The 18,792-nt window shown below is 66.6% G+C and carries 15 protein-coding genes; 10 read left to right on the top strand and 5 right to left on the bottom strand.

Annotation, left to right across the window (positions count from 1 at the left end; genetic code table 11):
- Positions 1 to 7: 7 nt before the first annotated feature.
- From rsmI to BM150_RS16560, 7 genes are all read left to right on the top strand, one after another.
- Positions 8 to 868 (top strand): 16S rRNA (cytidine(1402)-2'-O)-methyltransferase, encoded by an 861-nt coding sequence (gene rsmI / locus BM150_RS16590; RefSeq protein WP_175496873.1) that lies wholly within the window; start codon positions 8 to 10, stop codon positions 866 to 868.
- A gap of 83 nt (positions 869 to 951) precedes the next feature.
- Positions 952 to 1,575 carry a uracil phosphoribosyltransferase gene (gene upp, locus BM150_RS16585; RefSeq protein WP_092928189.1) on the top strand — a complete coding sequence of 208 codons (624 nt, stop codon included), beginning with the start codon at positions 952 to 954 and terminating at the stop codon, positions 1,573 to 1,575.
- Between the two features lie 449 nt (positions 1,576 to 2,024).
- On the top strand, positions 2,025 to 3,410 hold the full coding sequence (locus BM150_RS16580) for a glycoside hydrolase family 18 protein (protein ID WP_092928188.1): 1,386 nt from the start codon (positions 2,025 to 2,027) through the stop codon (positions 3,408 to 3,410).
- A 290-nt stretch (positions 3,411 to 3,700) separates the two neighbouring features.
- The gene (locus BM150_RS16575; protein WP_245755545.1) at positions 3,701 to 4,882 is read left to right on the top strand and encodes a glycosyltransferase family 2 protein; all 1,182 of its coding nucleotides are present in this window, start codon (positions 3,701 to 3,703) and stop codon (positions 4,880 to 4,882) included.
- Positions 4,883 to 5,501: 619 nt separating this feature from the next.
- A complete protein-coding gene (locus BM150_RS16570; protein ID WP_092928187.1) occupies positions 5,502 to 7,337 on the top strand; it encodes a RiPP maturation radical SAM C-methyltransferase in 1,836 nt (611 codons plus the stop codon).
- Between the two features lie 24 nt (positions 7,338 to 7,361).
- Positions 7,362 to 7,964 (top strand): DUF5825 family protein, encoded by a 603-nt coding sequence (locus BM150_RS16565; RefSeq protein WP_092928186.1) that lies wholly within the window; start codon positions 7,362 to 7,364, stop codon positions 7,962 to 7,964.
- 135 nt (positions 7,965 to 8,099) lie between these two features.
- On the top strand, positions 8,100 to 9,245 hold the full coding sequence (locus BM150_RS16560; RefSeq protein ID WP_217641693.1) for an MFS transporter: 1,146 nt from the start codon (positions 8,100 to 8,102) through the stop codon (positions 9,243 to 9,245).
- A gap of 63 nt (positions 9,246 to 9,308) precedes the next feature.
- Here the strand turns inward: BM150_RS16560 and BM150_RS16555 are convergent, their stop codons facing one another.
- On the bottom strand, positions 9,309 to 9,761 hold the full coding sequence (locus BM150_RS16555) for a flavodoxin family protein (protein ID WP_092928184.1): 453 nt from the start codon (positions 9,759 to 9,761) through the stop codon (positions 9,309 to 9,311).
- A 597-nt stretch (positions 9,762 to 10,358) separates the two neighbouring features.
- On the opposite strand from BM150_RS16555, the gene BM150_RS16550 reads away from it, so the two are divergent.
- Entirely contained in the window at positions 10,359 to 11,087 is a 729-nt protein-coding gene (locus tag BM150_RS16550; RefSeq protein ID WP_175496871.1) for an FkbM family methyltransferase, read from the top strand.
- A 522-nt stretch (positions 11,088 to 11,609) separates the two neighbouring features.
- A complete protein-coding gene (locus tag BM150_RS16545; RefSeq protein WP_217641692.1) occupies positions 11,610 to 11,903 on the top strand; it encodes a peptidase inhibitor family I36 protein in 294 nt (97 codons plus the stop codon).
- A gap of 150 nt (positions 11,904 to 12,053) precedes the next feature.
- Here the strand turns inward: BM150_RS16545 and BM150_RS16540 are convergent, their stop codons facing one another.
- Entirely contained in the window at positions 12,054 to 12,371 is a 318-nt protein-coding gene (locus BM150_RS16540; protein ID WP_139219563.1) for a hypothetical protein, read from the bottom strand.
- 251 nt (positions 12,372 to 12,622) lie between these two features.
- On the opposite strand from BM150_RS16540, the gene BM150_RS16535 reads away from it, so the two are divergent.
- Positions 12,623 to 13,585 carry a pentapeptide repeat-containing protein gene (locus BM150_RS16535; protein WP_217641691.1) on the top strand — a complete coding sequence of 321 codons (963 nt, stop codon included), beginning with the start codon at positions 12,623 to 12,625 and terminating at the stop codon, positions 13,583 to 13,585.
- Between the two features lie 590 nt (positions 13,586 to 14,175).
- Here the strand turns inward: BM150_RS16535 and BM150_RS16530 are convergent.
- From BM150_RS16530 to BM150_RS16520, 3 genes are all read right to left on the bottom strand, one after another.
- The gene (locus BM150_RS16530) at positions 14,176 to 15,876 is read right to left on the bottom strand and encodes a phospho-sugar mutase (protein ID WP_092928258.1); all 1,701 of its coding nucleotides are present in this window, start codon (positions 15,874 to 15,876) and stop codon (positions 14,176 to 14,178) included.
- Positions 15,877 to 15,922: 46 nt separating this feature from the next.
- A complete protein-coding gene (locus BM150_RS16525) occupies positions 15,923 to 16,741 on the bottom strand; it encodes a purine-nucleoside phosphorylase (RefSeq protein WP_092928179.1) in 819 nt (272 codons plus the stop codon).
- A gap of 151 nt (positions 16,742 to 16,892) precedes the next feature.
- The gene (locus BM150_RS16520; protein ID WP_245755544.1) at positions 16,893 to 18,740 is read right to left on the bottom strand and encodes a serine/threonine-protein kinase; all 1,848 of its coding nucleotides are present in this window, start codon (positions 18,738 to 18,740) and stop codon (positions 16,893 to 16,895) included.
- Between the last annotated feature and the right edge of the window lie 52 nt (positions 18,741 to 18,792).

Below are 18,792 nucleotides of genomic sequence, written 5' to 3'. Positions count from 1 at the left end.
AAATCGTATGGTGGTTCTCGTGACTGGCGAATCCGGATCGGGCACATTGTTGCTGGCGGCCACCCCACTCGGCGACGCGCGCGACGCCTCCCCGAGGCTGACCGAGGCGTTGGCCACGGCCGATGTCGTCGCCGCCGAGGACACCAGGCGGGTCCGTGCGCTGGCGGGTTCGCTGCGAGTGGCTCCCTCCGGGCGGGTGCTGAGCTATTACGACGCGGTGGAGGAGAGCAGGCAGTCCACGCTGCTGGAGGCGCTGCGCGGTGGTTCGACCGTGTTGTTGGTCACCGATGCGGGAATGCCCAGCGTCTCCGATCCCGGTTACCGCCTGGTCGCGGCGTGCGCGTCGGAGGGCCTGCCCGTGACCTGTCTGCCCGGACCCAGCGCGGTGACCACCGCGTTGGCGCTGTCCGGGCTCCCCAGCGACCGGTTCTGCTTCGAGGGATTCCCACCGCGCAAGTCCGGGCCGCGCAGACGCTGGCTGGCCGGACTTGTGGCCGAGCGGCGCACCGCCGTGTTCTTCGAGGCGCCGCATCGCATAGCCGACACGCTCGACGACGCGGTGACCGTGCTCGGCCCACGGCGGCGTGCCGCGGTGTGCCGGGAGCTGACCAAGACCTACGAACAGGTTCGTCGTGGTGAGCTGGGCGAACTCGCCGAGTGGGCACGGGAGGGCGTGCGCGGCGAGATAACCGTGGTGCTCGCCGGGGCGGAAACCGCGGCACCCGAGGACCCCGCGGAACTCGTGGCCCAGGTCGAGCAGCGTGCGGCCACCGGGATGCGGCTCAAGGACGCGGTCGCCGAGATAGCCGAGATGGGCGGGGTGCGCAAGAAGGACCTCTACGACGCGGTGCTGGCGGCACGCGGCTGACGCGATCCCCGCCGAGGGCGAGCAGCGGAGTCCGCCGAGGGCGAGCAGCGGACCGCCACTGACTTGCCGATACCGTGGCGGTCATGGATGTGCGGGTCATCGATCACCCACTGACGCGGGCGCGACTGTCCACCATGCGTGACGCGCGGACCGACAACGCGGCGTTCCGGGCCGCGCTGCAGGAACTCACCCTGATGCTGCTCTACGAGGCGATCAGGGACGCCGAGGTGGCCGAGGAGCCCATCCACACCCCAGTGGCCCGCACCACCGGGTACCGGCTGGCGAACCCGCCGCTGCTGGTGCCGGTGCTGCGCGCCGGGCTCGGCATGGCCGATCAGGCCCACCGGCTGATCCCGGAGGCGCAGATGGGATTCGTCGGCCTGGCCAGGGACGAGGAGACCCTGCGTCCCACGCCCTACATGGAGTCGTTGCCGGACGATCTCTCGCGGCGTCCGGTGATCGTGCTCGATCCGATGCTTGCCACCGGCGGGTCGATGGTCCACACGATCGGACTGCTGCATCAGCGTGGCGCGAGCGACGTCACCGCGATCTGCACGCTGGCGGCCCCGGAAGGGATCGATCGGTTGTCCGAATCGGGGCTTCCGATTCGCGTGGTTACGGCGAGTGTGGACGAACGACTCAACGAGTCGGGGTTCATCGTCCCCGGGCTGGGCGATGCCGGTGATCGCGAGTACGGACCTCGATAATGTCCGACGGGGAGCTGTGCGTGCGTGCCGGGGACACCCACGCTGCTCACCCGCATGGTCGCGTCGCGACGGCGGTCTCGTGGGCGTCAATCTCGCGAGAAATCGACGCCGCACGGGAGGCCCCGCGGCGGTGCCGAGTACGAGGGTAGTGGGAGTTCGGCCTGCGTCGAAGGCCCGGCGATTTCGCGGGAAATTGACGCCGTCGCGCTGTGTGTCGAGTCATCACCGTGTGCGCCGCAGTGGGACCGCCACGGCGTCCCGAGCGTGGCAGTAAGTCCAGCGTGGATTCGAAAAGTCCGTCGTCCCCGGTGAACCGTGTCCACGGCATCGCGGATCCGGTTCCGCGGCCCTGCGTCCGAACGGGTGAAAGATTGGTCCATACCTTGACCAAACTTGGTCTAGACCACACGGTGTTGGGCATCACGTACCGACCCCATCGGGAGTGAGCGATGTCTCTGAGTACACGTTCGACGTGGCGATTATCAGCACTGGCAGCCGGAGCCGCGCTGTTCACCGGTCTGTTGGCCGCACCGGCCGTGGCCGACGGCGGTTCCGACCGGCAACGCGCCGATTCCGCTTCGTCGGCCACCGCCGAGGCGGCAGCCCAAAGTGGATCCCGCAAGGTCGGCTACTTCACACAGTGGTCGATCTACGACCGGCAGTTCTACATCAACGATCTGGTCACCTCGGGTACCGCCGAGAAACTGACCCACATCAACTACGCGTTCGGAAACCTGGACGCCTCCGGGCAGTGCTTCACCGGTAATCAGGCGGGTGAGGCCGACGCGTGGGCCGATTACCAGAAGCGGTTCTCGGCGGCCAACTCCGTCGACGGCGTCGCCGACACCTGGGACCAGCCGTTGGCGGGCAATCTCAACCAGCTGGCCGAGCTCAAGGAGATGTACCCCCACCTCAAGGTCTACATCTCGCTGGGCGGCTGGTCGTGGTCGGACAACTTCCACACCGCGGCCGCGACTCAGCAGTCCCGTGCGCAGCACGTGAAGTCCTGCATCGACATGTGGTTGCGGGGCGACCTGCCGCAGCTCGGCGGTTCGCCGCAGGGCGGCGAGGGCGTCGCGGCGGGCATCTTCGACGGCGTCGACATCGACTGGGAGTGGCCCGCTTCCGAGGGCGGCCCCGGCACCATCGTGGATCCGGCCGACAAGCAGAACTACACCGCCCTGTTGCGGGAGTGGCGCAGCCAGCTCGACGGTCTGGAAGCCGAGACCGGCGAGACCTACGACCTGACCGCTTTCCTGCCCGCCTCCCCCGAGAAGATCGACGCGGGCTTCGAGGTGAACAAGATCTTCGACTCGCTGACCTTCGCCACCGTGCAGGGCTACGACCTGCACGGTGCATACGAGGAGACCACCAACCACCAGTCCGCGCTGTACAGCCCGGCCGGTGATCCCTCCACCGAGCGGTTCAGCGTCGACAAGGCGATCGACACCTATCTGGCCAGAGGGGCTCCGGCGAACGAACTGGTGCTCGGAGTCCCGTTCTACGGCCGAGGATGGACCGGGGTTCCGGACCAGAACAACGGTCTGTTCCAGACTTCCACCGGGCCTGCTCCCGCCACTTACGAAGCGGGATACGAGGACTACAAGGTGCTCAAGGACAAGGTCGGCCAGTACACGATCCACCGTGACGAACAGGCGGGCTTCGCGTGGCTGTTCGACGGCAACACGTTCTGGACCTTCGACGATCCCGTGGAGATCGCCAGGAAGATGGACTACGTCAACGGCAACGGTCTGGGCGGCGCCATGATCTGGTCGCTGGACGGTGACACCGCGGACGGTGAACTGATGACCGCCATCGACGAGAACCTGAACTGATCCCTTCCCAGGCATGGGCCACGTGGCGGGCCCATGGTCCGCCCCGGCGATCCCCGTCGCCGGGGCGGATTTCCGCGGCGCGGCGATTTCGCGAGAAATCGCCGCCGGTCGGGGCCGCACCGCCGCCACCGCCGCACTGGAGCGGCGAACGGCGTTGATTACCGAATGTGACCGCGAGTCCGGCCGATCAGGCCGTCCGAACATCGCTAACCCGGCGTACGCACGTTGTTGACGTGCGGTTCGCACTGCCGGTGGGGTCCTTTTCCGGGGACGCATGGCAAGCTGTGCGTGTGGTATCACGACATAACGCTGTCCGAGGTGCTCTGCTGGCCGCGACGGTGGGCGGGACCGTGTATCGCAGCCTGCGCACCCTTCGGAAAGCGCGAGCCATTCTGCCGTTGGAGCAGCAGCCGGCGAGCACCGTGCTGCCGCCTACCGTGACCGTGGTGGTTCCGGCTCGCAACGAGGAGGACGTGCTGGACAACTGTCTGCGCGGCATCCGCGAGCAGACCTACGGTCGCGAACGCGGTCCGGACGACGAGGAACCGGCCCTGCGGGTCGTGGTGGTCGACGACGGCTCCACCGACGGTACCAGCGAGATCGCCGCCCGCCACGCGGCCGAGGATCCGCGAGTGCGGGTCGTACGCAGCGAGGGGCCGCCGTCGGGGTGGACCGGCAAGGTGCACGCGATGCACGTCGGTGTCGAGGCCGCGGGCGAGCCCGAGGCGGGCGAGTGGCTGATGTTCGTCGACGCCGACACCGTGCTCGCTCCCGAACTGCTGGCGAAGCTGCTGGCGACCGCGGAACACGCGGACGCCGATCTGGTCTCCACACCGGGCGGACCGCCCGCCGAACACTCGGCGAGCTGGCCGATACTGATGCCCGCCGGGCTGCAGATGATCGGTGAGAACGCCGATCCGGTCGGCAAGGGAAGCAAGGCGTTCGCCATCGGCCACTGCATCCTGCTGCGGCGCTCGCACTACGAGAAGATCGGCGGTTGGGCGGCACTGTCCGGACGTCGCAACGAGGACATCGCCATCGCCACCACCGTACGCGATCACGGCGGGATCACCAGGGTGGTGGAAGGGCTCTCGTACGCGACCACCAGCGGTATGGACCCCTTCCGGCAGGGATGGGACTCCTTCCGCAAGAGCTTCGTGGCGGGGACCAACGGTTCGCTTCCGCTGCTGCTCGGCATCGGGCTCGGCCAGATCTCGCTGTCGCTGGCCTCCCCGGTGATCCTCGCGGCGGGAGTGCGTGCTCGGAATCCGGCGTTGATCGCGCTCGGCTCGCTCGGTTGGGCGGCACAGAGCGCGACGCACGCCCGTACCGCGCGGGTCATGCACGCGGGATCCTGGTTGGCACCGGCCGCACCGTTCACCAACGCGGTCTTCGGCGGCATCATGCTGCACGGTGCTCTCGAGGTGGCTCGGGGAGTGACCAGCTGGAAGGGACGCGCCGCGAAGTTCTGAAGCGGGGCATCGCCGTTGGGCGGTCTCGCGTGGTGTGTAACGTCGCCGTAGGTCGGATGGGCGAGAACCTCACGGCGGATTGTCGCGAGATCGCGGTCCGCCGCCCGAACGCACGGCGGACGCGCCCTGTGTTGAACACGTTTTGAATTTTTTAGCTTACATTTCGTGACGGCGCTCCTTTCTTTCGGCTCGCCGGTGGGGGAGTGCTTCGGCTGATGCCCCGGGGAGCGGTGCCGAACTTTCCACGCCACTTCGACGTCCCCGACTTCCGGGCCCGCGGGATGCGGCGAACGGGCCAGCCGAGTCCGTCGAAATTTCCTGCTATCGGATCAGAGTGAATCCCGGAAGATTTGGATAGTGTCCGGTGTGGAACTTCGTTCTTGTCGAGGTGTGACGATATTTTCGGTCGACTCGCCGGGGCGGGGTTTCTGTTTTCGGATTTCCCGTGGGCACACGCAGGGAGGTGGATTCCGTGGAGCGGAAAACAGTTTACAACAATCCGAACGCTTCCGGGGTGAACGGGCCCGTCGGAGTGCGGATATCGTTGAAGTGACTCCGCGCGGATGGGGCGTCGCCCGCCCCATCCGTCCGTCCGCGTCTTCGAACTCGGGGTGCGACAGTGGAAATCACGTTGGTCAATATGCCGTGGGCTTCCCTGGATTTTCCTTCGCTGGCTTGTGGGATTCTGAAGTCCGCTGTGGAGTCCGCGCCGGAAAGAACGGATTCCGTGACGGTTCTGAATGCCAATCTGGACTTCTTCGACCGATTGAACGGTCGTTTCGGTGTGGATACCGAGGATTACGACTTCTTCTCGTTGGAGTCCTACTTCCAGGGTTGCGGGGACTGGGTTTTCGCCGCCGCGTTGTACGGGCGGAGCCGATGGCGCGTAGCGGAGTTCCGCGAACGTCGTGCCACGCGACTGTCCCCCGAGCGGCTGGACCTCTGTGAGCGGCTCCAGCCTCGCGCTGCTGAGTGGATCGGCGAGTACGCCGCCGAGCTCGCTCGCACGTGCGGGGAGGTAGTCGGCTTCACCACCACGTTTCAGCAGAACACAGCTTCACTGGCTCTGGCGGGTGAGCTCAGGAGACTTCGCCCCGACGTGCGGATCGTGCTGGGCGGGGCCAACTGCGACGGAGCTCAGGGGGCGGCCTGGCACCGGAACTTCCCTTGCCTGGATTACGTCGTGCGCGGTGAGGGAGAGGCCGCTCTTCCCGAGCTGCTCGAACGACTGGACAACACCGAGGAACTGTCCGGGATAGCCGGGTTGTGCTGGCGGGACGAGTCGGGGAATCCGGTCGTCAATCCCATGACCGCGACTCCGTTGGACGCGACCCGGATCGTCGCCCCCGACTTCGACGGCTATCCGGAACGCTTCGACCGCAGTGCCGCCTCGAACAGGCTCGAACCCAAGCTCGTGCTGGAGGGGGCGCGCGGATGCTGGTGGGGCGAGAAACACCACTGCACCTTCTGCGGGTTGAACGGTTCGTTCATGAAGTTCCGCAGCAAGACACCGGAGCGCTTCTACGAGGAACTGGTCGAGCTGGCCGGAAGACACCGCCTGCTGGACGTGTACCTGGTGGACAACATTCTGGACATGGAGTACCTGCGCACACTGCTACCCCGGATCGCCGACGCGGGGTACGACTTCAGGATCCAGTGCGAGATCAAGTCGAACATGCGCTACGAGCAGTTGCGGGAACTCGTACGAGCGGGGGTGGTGCAGGTACAGCCCGGGATCGAGAACCTGTCCTCACGGGTGCTGGACATCATGAAGAAGGGCGTGAGCGGTTGCCAGAACGTGCGGATGCTGCGCGACGCCCGTTCGCTGGGGCTGACGGTCATGTGGAACCTGCTGTACGGCTTCCCGGGTGAAGGGGCCGAGGACTACATCCCGCTGTTGGACCAGTTCCCGGCTCTGGCGCATCTACCGCCCATGGACGGTGCGAACCGAATAGCCCTGGAAAGGTTCAGTCCGTACTTCGACTTTCCGGAGCTGGGCTTTTCGGAACGGAGCCCGGACGACCAGTACTTCATCACCTATGACCTCCCTCGGGAGGAACTGGCCGACGTCGCCTACCTGTTCGAGACGAGCCCGGCCGGAATAGGCGGAACGCCGGAGCGGAAACTGCTGCACGCGGTGGAGGAGTGGTCGACGGCCCACTCGCGCAGCTGGCTCAAGTACGTGCTCGCAGGCGACGAGATCGTGATTCTCGGTGACAGACCGGCGTTTCCCGACACCGAGCTGGTGCTCGCGGGGTCGTTCGAAACGGAGCTCTTCCGCGTGCTCGATCAGCCACGCTCGACCCGATACCTGAAGCGTCGTTTCGGGGACGACCCGAAGTTGACCGCCAAACTCGACGAGTGGACCGCTTCCGGACTCGTTTTCACGGAGGGCGGCGAGTACGTGCACGTGGTGGCCGAGGACAACAACCAGGAGCTGTTTCAGCTGCGCTGATTCCGTCCCGACCGGAGGTCGAACGTGAGAGTTCTGTTGCGTGATTCGGCTGTCGGCTCCGTGGCCGAACGGTCCACCGATCTCGTGCCGCGAACCGATCCGGTCACCGAAGCCGCCGAGTTGTTCGAGGCGGGAGTGCGCGGTGTGGTGCTGCGCGATCCGGTTCGCCTCGACGGGAGAGCGGACGCGGCACGAGCTCTGACGCTGCTCCGCGAACTCGGAAGCCGAGGGGTCTCCTGCCGCTGGGAACTACGCGTCGAGGAAACGGAATTCGACTGGGTGGCGCTGTCCCATCTTCCGCCGCCGTCGCGGGCGTCGGGCCGCGTTCCGGTGGACGTCTCCGCCTGGACCGACTCCTGGTTCCCGTGCAAGTGCGTTCAGCGGGAAGGACCGGGTTTTCTCCAGATCCGGGACAGGAGGGGATCGGCTATGGAATGCTACACGGTGAGTGATCCGGAACTCGTTCGCGCGGCCCGTTCGCTGGCGGGTGGAACGACGCCCGACGGGATCGATTCCGGCACGAGGGAACGGTTCGCGGACAGTGGCCTCATCGTGCGGTTGGGGTCTCTGGAGTGGTGGGCTCCCGCGAGGATTCGTCGCTGGCCCGTGCCCGCGATGGCGGTGTGAACCACTGTCCGGTGTGAGCGGCTGGGAGAGCGTGTAACTGTGAACAGTGCTCCGGGGAATCGCACGGAGCGAGCAGTTCGCGGGGTACGGGGTGAACCGTTCCGGCGGCTGCTGGCGACCTGGACCGCTACTTCGGTGGCCGACGGGGTACGTGCCGCCGCTCTGCCGCTTTACACGGCGGTCAGCACTCGTGATCCGCTGGCTGTCTCGGCCGTGGCCGTGGCCGAGGTGGTGCCCTGGCTGCTGATCGCGCTGCCCGCGGGCGCGTTGGTGGATCGGCTTCGTTGCCGCGGCACGTTGGTGCTGGCCCATTCCTTCCGTGCGGTCGTGACCCTGCTGCTGGTGTGGTTCGTCCACACCGGCCAAGCGGGTTTGTCCGTGCTGCTCTGCTGCGCGTTCCTTCTCAGCAGCGCGGAGACCTTCGCCGACTCCGCGACGCAGTCACTGCTGGTTTCCGCCGCGGGGGAGAAGGATCTGGAGCGGGCCAACGGGCGCTTCGTCGGGGCGGAGACCATCGGCGTGGAGATCGCCGGGCCGCTGGCCGCCGCGGGACTGTTCGCCTGGCGGCCCTCGTTGTGTTTCGCGCTGACGGCCTCGGCCTTCTGCTTCGCGGCACTGTGGATACTGCGGGTGCCCCCCGAGATCGAACCGGAGCGTACCGGGGGCGAGCGTTCGATATTCGGGGAGATCAGGCAGGGTGCCGTGTTCGTGCTGGGCAGCCCCGGCTTGCGTGCCGTGGTGGGGACGGTGGGGGTGGTAGCGCTGCTGACCAGTGCCGTCAACACGATCGCGGTGCTCTTCGCGCTGGATGCGCTCGGACTCGCCCCCTCGACGGTGCCCACGCTGCTGGTCTGCGCGGCGGCCGGAACACTGGTGGCCTCCCGGGTGACCTCGGGGATGTCCGAGCGTTTCGGTGGGCCTACCGTGATGATCGCGGCTCTGCTCGTGCTCGCCGGTGGCATGGCCACACTGGAACTGGTGCGGATGCTGGCAGCGGCCTGGTGCTCCTACTTCGTCATGGGGTTCGGGGCGGGGATGTGGAACGTGCTGTCCGCCGCCAATCGGCAGCGGTTGACCCCGGAATCCATGATGGGACGCGTCACCAGCGCCTATCGGGTCTTCGCCTGGGGGCTGATGCCGTTGGGGGCCGGAATCGCCGGTCCGCTGGCCGAACTCACCTCACCGGGCACGGTCATCGTCGTGGCCGCGCTGTTGGTCGCGTTGGTGGCCGTGGTTTGCGCCCCGCTGCTGCGTGGGCTGGACACCGCTCCGCGTGGCTGAGGGAGTCCCGGTTCGGGCTGCTCCCGCTCGTGTCGAGCCCCACGGGGCGGGCCGGGCACGGACTCACTCCATCAGGTTCGCCGCCACGGTGGCGCCGAGTTCCCAGCACGCGTCCAACCCCGTCGAGTCGGGTTGTCCGGTGAGGTCCACCGGTTCGGCGACCTGCTGCCACCCCAGACCGGTGGTGATGGAACGAGCGGCTCGGAGCGCGCCCTCGGTGCCCTCGTTGCCGTGCACGTAGATCCCGAACGGCCTGCCGCCGGTGGCGTCCAGACACGGGTAGTAGATCTGGTCGAAGAAGTGCTTGAGCGCGCCGGACATGTAGCCGAGGTTGGCCGGGGTGCCCAGCAGGTATCCGTCGGCGGCCAGCACATCGGCGGCAGTGGCGGACAGCGCGGCCCTGCGCACCACCTCGACACCCTCGATCTCGTCGGTGGTCGCCCCCTCGACGACCTTCTCGAACATCGCCTGCATCCCCGGCGAAGGGGTGTGGTGCACGATCAGCAGTCGGGCCATGCCGCCAGTCTAGGAGCGGTGCGTCCGCTCGGTACCGCGACGGGTACGGGAATTGCTCACCGCGGTGATGACTTGGCCTTCGAGTTTGACCCGACCTCGGCGGTGTATTCCCGACTCGGTGAATGACCGATTGATCCTATTTCGGTTCGTCCGCCGACTGCGGATGCGGTACTTCTGCTCGTCGCTCCGTTGAACGTACGCGGTGATCGGGTCGCTATGTGCCTTCACTCTCCGGTGAGCGGTCCATCGTGCACTGCTCCGATTACTGCGGTAGATCGGTCCGTCTCGGAGCGCCGCACTTCAATCGTTGTGACGTATCGCACTGGTGGTAGCTCCGAATTATCCGTTCCAGTGGTGCGATGATCCCCTTCTCTGGTACATGTATAAAGGCCAAGATCATCACCTCGGGAAAGTTGCGTATTCCACCGATGTCCGCTTGCCTCCACTGCGGCTTCGGGGTTGTGCTTCCGTTCGTGGAAGATATCCCTTCGGGATGGGGAAACGTGATGCGCGCCCGGGGGACGATTGATTTTGTGGACCATTTTCGGGGTTGAACTGATGTTTGGGGACTACGTGTCGGGTACTAAATTTTCCGGAATGCCCTCGAAGGCTGTTTCCTTCGGGCTTCATCGACTTTCACGGCTGCGTCTGGTGGAGCCGGAGATCCAGGGTTTGAAGCGAGTGGTCGGCCCGGGTGACATCTGTTTCGACATCGGTGCCGCCTACGGTATGTACAGTTTTCCGTTGGCGGAACTCGTCGGGAAACAGGGGGCCGTTTATTCCTTCGAGCCGCAGAAAAAACCACACCGGATCTTTTCCTCGTTGGCTGGTGTGATCCGGAACCGGAACATGAGTATAACCCGAGGTGCGGTGGGTGAGACATCGGGCCGGAATACCGTAGCCGTTCCCGTGCGTTTCGGTCTCCCGATCCACGGTCATGCTCACATCCTCGACTCCGAACTCTCCCGTTCGGGAACCCAAGATTCGGGGAGTTTTCGTACGGTCGATGCGGACACGTTCTCCGTGGACGAGACGTGCGAGAAGATGGGGATCCAGCGGGTGGACTTCATGAAAATAGACGTGGAGGGGTACGAGCCCTCGGTGCTGGCGGGCGCGGAAAAAACGTTGAAACGGTTCATGCCGTCACTTCTGATGGAAATCGAGAAGAGGCATCTCGACAAGTACGGGGTGGATCCCGAAAAATTTGTTCGCCAGCTTCTTGAGCAAGGATACGACATGTACTTCTGGCACGGCGGTAATTGGCGTAGCGCCGATACTCTGATAGACGGTGTTCGAAATTATCTCTTTGTTCTCAGGAAAAGGTGAGTATTCCGAAATTCGACCGGAAAGGCCGTGTTTGCTAAATTTTCGGGACCTCTCGTCGGGGGAATTTTCCGCGGACCGGGTTTTGCCGGCGATTCGATGCCTGTCTCCGGTGATTCGGAAATATTTTTAACTTTATCCGCGGTAGTGCGGATCGCTGATTTTTCCCAGTGCTGCCGACCAACGTGCTCCGTCAAATGTTCTATTGACTGCACGGGGTGCACTGTGAAGATTCACGCGGGTTGTCTGTGTCGATACAGAACGCAACACTATCATAGATTTTTCTTGGTGTTTTCCGTGGAGAATATTTGTGACTTGTTCAACAGGTTCGTTGTTTGCGGGTTCACTCGTTGATCGGCATCGATGTCGGTCACTCGCTGGGGCCGAAAGATTACGAGGAGAAAAGAGGTTGTGTTGCGTAACTTGGTTAAGTTCTCCGTGACTGCTCTGATGACTGTCGGTGCGTTGTTCGGTTCCGCGTTGACCGCTTCAGCCGCGACATCCGTGACAGCGGAGGAGAGCTCTGTGACCGCAGGTGCTTCGGATTGCCCGCAGTACTACGTTTGCCTCTGGGTGGATGCCGACTATTCAGAGGCCATGTACAAGGTTCCCGGCTGGGAGGACAACCAGTGGCATCGTCTGCCCAACTGGATAAACAACAAGGCTTCCTCCTACTACAACAACACTGAGGGGCCGGTCACCTTCGGCGCCGGTGAAGGCGCTGCCTGGACCGTCGCGGCAGGTAAGGCCGAGAGTGACCTCTGGGCCGTTTTCGGTTCGTGGAATGACAGCATCACCGACGTTAAGCCTCTTGTGTGATAGTTAGGATCTGTCCGTGGGACACGGCTGTTGCCGCGTCCCACGGGCGTTTTTGCGGTAGTGTGTGGAATCCGAGCTTCCGATTCCCTCGTCGGAGTTGGTGAGGTGCCAACGCACCGTTCCTCGTTCGACTCTGCTGTGCCGCGGTTGTCAGCGGCGGTTCTCCCACCAGTTCCCGTTGGTCCACGTGGGGACCGGGACTGTTTTGGCGATGTAGAGCTCGTCCAGCGGTGCGACCTGGGAGCGCAGCTCCCTGGCGAGATGTCTCGGCAGGGCTCGGAGCGCGCGTTCCAGGTCGTCCCTGGCGAAGGGGGCGACGAACTCGGTGAGGTCGTTGTGCTCGCCCTGAAGTCTCGCGGCGGGGGCGTGACAAGCCCACTTCCATCGCTTGAGCGCTACTGCCACGCTCGCCGCGTCGAGATCTTCGCGGCCCAGCCGGTCCAGGGCGTGTGCCACGCGGCGTGACACACCGGGAATCTCGGTCGTCGGAGTCGTCCGTGGTGCGCGCCGAACGCGCGCGGGCCGGTTACGCGGCATCTTCCCTTCGGGAAGGGATCATCTCGGTAGCCATATCCCGAACGTACCCTGATCGCGCCCGTTCTTCGAATGCTTTGTTTCTCCGTAGCACGGCGTGGTGCCGTCGCGGCACCGGAGACTTCGAGCGGGGAGTTCGTCGATTCCGGCCAATCGCGCCGCGGGGTTTGCCATGATCGGGAACCGTGGCACGTTCCCAGCGAACCCCGGAAGTTCCCCGGGTGCTCAGCAACAGGGCGATCACGATCGGCGCCGTCGTGGTCGTCGGGATCACGCTGCTCTCGACGACCCTGCTGGTGGTCGTGCTGCGGGACGCGCCGCCCAAGGTGATCCTCGAAGCCGTACGCACCTCGGCGAGCATCGGAGTGGGCACGGGCGGCGCCGCCGCTCTCTGGTTGGCGGCCCGGCGGCAGCGCAGCACCGAGGTCAGCATTCTGCGCCGGGATCACGATGCCACCGAGACCCGGGTCACCGAACTCTACGGCAGAGCCGCCGAGCAGCTCAGCGCCGACAAGGCCCCGGTGCGGCTGGCCGGGATCTTCGCCCTGGAACGGCTCGGCCAGACCTACCCGACGCACCGGCAGACGATCGTCGATCTCATCTGCGCCTATCTGCGGATGTCCCCGGAGGCGTCGGACGAACAGCCGAGCCCCGAGCACGGCGGTCCCCAGGAGTTCGAGGTGCGGCAGGCCGCGCAGCAGGTGCTGGTCACCCACCTGCGGCTCGACGAGGAACCGGCGGAGGACTCGCTGTTCTGGCCGGACATAGCGTTGAACCTGTCCGGAGCCGTACTGCACACCTTCACGTTCTCCCGGTGCCGCGTGCGTTCGGCCACTTTCGCCGATGCCAGTTTCCACGGTCCGGCCGTGTTCCGGGGGACGCTGTTCGAGCGGCAAGCCGATTTCCGCGGAGTGCGATTCAGCGGCCTCGGGGATTTCCGCCGCGTCGGCTTCGAGGGCGAGGGCGTGACCTTCCGAGGTGCGACCTTCGCGGGAGAGGTGGACTTCGGCACGCAGACCACTGCCGCACTCACCGGGGCGATGACCCGGTTGGACGACGACACGCGCCGGAAATGGCCCGCCGACTGGGCCGAACGACCGTTGCCCGACGAGCCGGGTTGGGCCGAGCTCGTGGCGCGGCGGGGTTGAATCCCGCGAAACCGAGCTCGCGGGGGCTCGCCGCCCATCCCGCTCGGAAGAGCCGATCGGAAGAATCGACCGGAGATCTCCGACACGATGGAACCGAACGCGCTCGTGTCGCGTCACATCCGTGATGCTCCCGAACGGAACGGGAACATCCGGTTCGACACCGGTCGAATCGAGGCGAGTATTCGGTAGGGGAGCGAGGGGTATGTCCTGTTCGGTCCGGTCCGGCAATGAGGCGGATGCCGCGGAACACGCTGTACGTCGAACAGCGTGGCGACATTCCGGTGCCATCGCGGCCGGGCGGTCGGAGGGCGTGGCTTGGGGGTCACGCCACGCGGCTTGGCGGTCGCGTGCCGCCGCCGTGATGGTCCCGCGAAACCGCGTCGCCCACGGCGTTCGTACGGTACCGCCTACTCGTGTGCGCTTCGGTCGGTACGTGAGCCTCCCGGTGGACACCACCGCACGGCTTGGTGGTCGCGCGGGTCCCTCGTAGGTGATCGCGCTTTTCGATACCGGCACACGAGTCGGGTCGTTTCGACTCCTCCTGCCGAAGGGGAACCGGCCGCGGTTCCCGAACTGTCGGGCCGGCGCTTTCAGGAGCCGACCAACGAACGAACCTCCGAGGTGAGCGCGGCGAGCAGTTCCCGCGCACGGCCGCGCGCGGCTGTCAGCCCCGATACCCGCTCCGAGCCCTCGGTCGACTCCGGTCCCTCGACCGGGACGATCGTCTGCAGATAGCACTTGAGCTTGGGCTCCGTCCCGGAAGGACGGATCACCACCCTCGGTCTTCCGGACTTCTCGTCGCCCGCGTCCCGCAGAATCAGCACATCGGCCTCGGGCAGCAGGTCACGTGTTTCCATCGGTGTTCCGGCCAGTTCGGTCGGCGGGTTCCGCCGCAGCAGTCGCATCGTCTCCGCCCTCGTCCCCGGATCCGTCATGCGTACCGTGATCTGTTCCGTCTCGTGCACCCCGTGCTCGATCTCCAGCTCAGCCAGCCGTTCCGACAGCGTCGTGCCGTCACGTGCCAGCGTGGCCGCGAGATCGCAGGCCAGTACCGCCGTGGCGATCCCGTCCTTGTCCCGCACGTGATCCGGGTCGACGCAGTGCCCGAGCGCTTCCTCGTAGGCGTAGACCAGCCCGCCGCCACTGCCGTCGCCCGCTCGCATCAGCCACTTGAAACCGGTCAGCGTCTCGTCGTAACGCGCCCCGTGCGCGCGTGCCACCGACTCCAGCATGGAAGAGGAGACGATCGTGGTCGCCACCAGCGGATCCGGGTCGACTTCTCTGTCCATTGTGGATAGCACGTGGTCGCCGAGCAGCACTCCGGTCTCGTCACCCCGCAGCATCCGCCAGCCGCCCTCCCGGGTGGGCACGCCCAGCGCGCACCTGTCCGCGTCCGGATCCAGCGCCACGGCGAGGTCGGCGTCGATGTCACGTGCCAGTTCGAGTACGGCGTCGGTGGCGCCCGGTTCCTCCGGGTTGGGGAAGTCCACGGTCGGGAAGTCGGGATCGGGTCGCCGTTGTGCGGCGACGAAGTGCGTGTCGGTGAAACCGGCGTTCCGCAGGGCCCGTTCCAGCGGTTCGGCCCCCACACCGTGCAGTGCCGTCACCGCCACCCTTAGTCCTCCGGCACCGTCCCCGACGAGTTCGGCCACTCGTTCGAGGTATTCGGGCAGCGCACGCTCGTAGTGGTGCCAACCGCGCTCCCGGGGCACGGTGGCGGCGGCGCCCACCTCGGAGATCGCACCCTCGATCTCGGCGTCGTACGGTGCGGCGAGCGGGTCGCCTCCCGCCAGGTAGACCTTGTAACCGTTGTCGGTGGGCGGGTTGTGCGAAGCGGTCAGTTGTACCCCCGCGACGGCTCCCAGCGCCCGTGTCGCGCGAGCCAGCACCGGGGTGGGCAGCGGTTCCGGCAGTACCCGCACCTCGAAACCGGCCGCGCACAGCACGTCGGCCGCGTCCACGGCGAACCGGCGGGAACCGTGCCTGGCGTCGTGGCCGACGACCACGGTGCCCACCGTGCCGCGCCGACGAAGCCAACCGGCCAGCCCGGCGGTCGTGCGGATCACCACGGCGCGGTTCATCCCGTTCGGTCCCGCCCGGAGCGACGCGCGAATCCCGGCCGTGCCGAAGGCGGGTGAGCCCGCCACGCGGTCCGCGAGGTCCGACGCGGCGTCCGAGTCCCCGTTCACCGCACGCCGCGTCAGCTCGGACAGCTCCGCGTGGTCGGCCTCGTCGACCTCGCCCGCCAGCCACTCCCGCGCGGCTTCCAGGACTCGTCGTTCCCGGGACATCACGATCACCTCCGGCGATGCGCGCCGATCGGGCCGGAGAACTCGATCAGGAGCGCTCGGCCAGCGAGCGCAACAGCTTGCCCATCCTGCCCGCGGCGGCCCTGCCCGCCTCCAGCACTTCCTGGTGGTTCAGCGGCTCCCCGGTCATGCCTGCCGCGAGGTTGGTGACCAGCGACAGCCCGAACACTTCGGCGCCTCCCGCGCGTGCGGCGATCGCTTCCTGCACTGTGGACATGCCCACCAGCTCGGCACCCAGGGTGCGCAGCATCCGGATCTCGGCGGGTGTCTCGAAGTGCGGTCCCGGCATGCACGCGTAGACGCCCTCGGTCAGCGAGGGGTCGATCGAGGTCGCGATCTCGCGCAGCCGCGTCGCGTACAGGTCGGTGAGGTCGACGAACCTGGCTCCCACCAGCGGGGAGCGGGCCGTCATGTTCAGGTGGTCGCTGATGAGCACCGGCTGCCCCACGCTCATGTCCTCGCGCAGACCCCCCGCGGCGTTGGTAAGCACCACCGTGCGACAGCCCGCCGCCACGGCGGTCCGCACCCCGTGGACGACCTTTTCCACCCCGCGACCCTCGTAGAGGTGGGTTCGGCCGAGCAGTACCAGGACGCGCTTGTTCCCGATGCGCAGCGAGCGGATCCTGCCGGTGTGTCCCACCGCCGCCGGCGGGTCGAAACCGGGCAGTTCGGACATGTCGAGTTCGCTGTCGGGCGTTCCCAGCTCCTCGGCCGCGGGCTGCCACCCCGAACCGAGCACCACCGCCAGGTCGTGACCGGCGACTCCGGTCAGCTCGGCCAGGGTCGCAGCCGCGTTGCTCGCCACGGCCGCCGGATCGGGCAACTCCGATGTGGTGGAAGACGTCACAGTCGGTCAGCCTAACCAACGAGCCCGTCACGAGTCTCTCGCCCGTGCCGGAGCTCGCTCGGAACCGTGGTTCCTCCTCGCCGTGCTCGGGGGCGGCTCCGCGCGATCGGGAGTCGGCGCGCGATCGGGAGTCGGCCTGTTCGGCGAGTGGTCAGCTTTGGGTCTCGAACCGGTTCACGGTTCGTGCCAGCAGTCGTTGCGCCTCTCGCATCGTGGCGGAAGTGGTCACCCGCACGATCCACAGATCACCGTCGCGGGACATCAGCCGAGCCGCCACGTGACGCAGCAGTGGCTCCCGCTCCGTCGGATTCGCGTCGTACGATCTGATGAGCACGTTGTACGTCAGCTGCGTATCTCTCGGCGCGCCTCTCGCATCGCTGACGATGAATTTCCTGGAGCGCAGCTCGAAGGTGTTGTTCGCGCCGCGCTGTCTTTCCTCGAGGGCGGCTATGTAGCCCTCCGTGGTGTAGTCGCGCTCGTAGTAACCCCCGAACCGCTGCACCGCCAGTTCCGTCCTCCCGCCAGGGGAAACGAACCGAGCGGTCATGCTGCGGGTCGGGGTCTCACTGGTGTACTCCTGGTAGCGCGTCCACCCCTCGGGCACGGGCATGGAGTAGTAGCCGCCACCACCGTCGTTGCGATGTTCCAGCGTTCCGGTGTTCCCCTCCAGCTCCACGAGTTCCTGCCGCTGGAGGGTCTCGGGCCCCGGGTCGTCGTAGTCGGGGATCACCTGTTCGCCGGCGAGTATCCGGGTTCCCACGAACGATGCTCCCGCGGCCGGTACGAACAACAGCACCGCCGCCAGCGTCAGCAGCAACACGCCGAGCGGCGAGCGACGCTTCCGCTGCCTCGGTGGCTCGCTGGGGGTGAACGGCAGTGGTCCCGGATCGGCCGCCAGCGGGGCCGAACCCGGTTCGTCCGGTGCCCCGCCCGAAGCGGTGAGGTTCTCGGAGGCCCCACCGCTGTACCGCGGACCGTTGTCGCGCTGGGAACCGCTACCGGAGGCTTCCCCCGAGCCCCATCCGGATCCCGAGGCGGGCTCCGCGGGCCACGAGGATCCGGACCGTCTGCCCGGTTCCGAATCGGACCCGTCCGGCAGCGGTGTCCGCACCGTCGCCGATTCCTCTGGAACCAGCCCAGCGAACGGCTCCGCGCCGGGATCCGGCAGCAGCGGTTGCACGAGACCGCGCACCTCGCGCAGCGACATGCGCCGTCGCGGATCCTTGACCAGCAGGGCCGTGATGACCTCACCGATCGGGCCGGGTCTGGCCGTGCCGGGGACGGGGCCGTTGACCACCGAGTTGATGGTGGCGACCGGATTGTCGTCGGTGTCGTACGGCGGCACGCCCTCCGCGGCGGCGTACAGGGCCGCACCCAGTCCCCAGAGGTCGGCCGCGGCGGTGACGGTCTCGCCGGCCGCCACCTCCGGAGCGATGAATGCCGGAGTGCCCAGCATGATCCCGGTGCGGGTGAGCGTGGGCTCTGCCACGTTGCGGGAGATTCCGAAGTCGCTGAGCTTGATCCGCCCGTCCGCGGCCAGCAGGATGTTGCCCGGCTTCACGTCCCGGTGCACCACACCGGCCTGGTGTGCGGTCTCCAGCGCCGAGGCGACCGAGTCGATCACGACGGCGAGTTGGCCGTCGTCCAGCGGGCCGTGGTCGGCGATGATGTTCGCCAGGCTGTGCGAGGGCACCAGCTCCATCACCACGAACGGCTCGTCGCCCTCGCGGGCGACGTCGTAGAGGGTGACCACGTTGGGATGGACCACCACCGCGGTGGCGCGTGCCTCCCGCAGCGTGCGTTCGCGTATCTCCGCGGCCTCGGCCTCCGGGATGCCCGGTGGTAGCCGCACAGCCTTGATGGCGACCGGCCTGCGCAGCAGTTCGTCCATGCCGGACCAAACCGAGCCCATCGCCCCGCCGCCGATCCTGGCGCGCATTCGGTATCGGTCGGCGATCAGCCGACCGATACTGCTTTCTTCCGGTTCCTCCTTGGGCACGCCCCGATTCTCCAACAAGCCGCCACGACTGCTCCACAAGGTGTTCGGGCGA

This window comes from Actinopolyspora alba (assembly GCF_900112765.1).
Lineage (GTDB): Bacteria > Actinomycetota > Actinomycetes > Mycobacteriales > Pseudonocardiaceae > Actinopolyspora > Actinopolyspora alba.
Note: the sequence above shows the minus strand (reverse complement) of the source record. Positions and strands in the feature narration are given on the sequence as shown.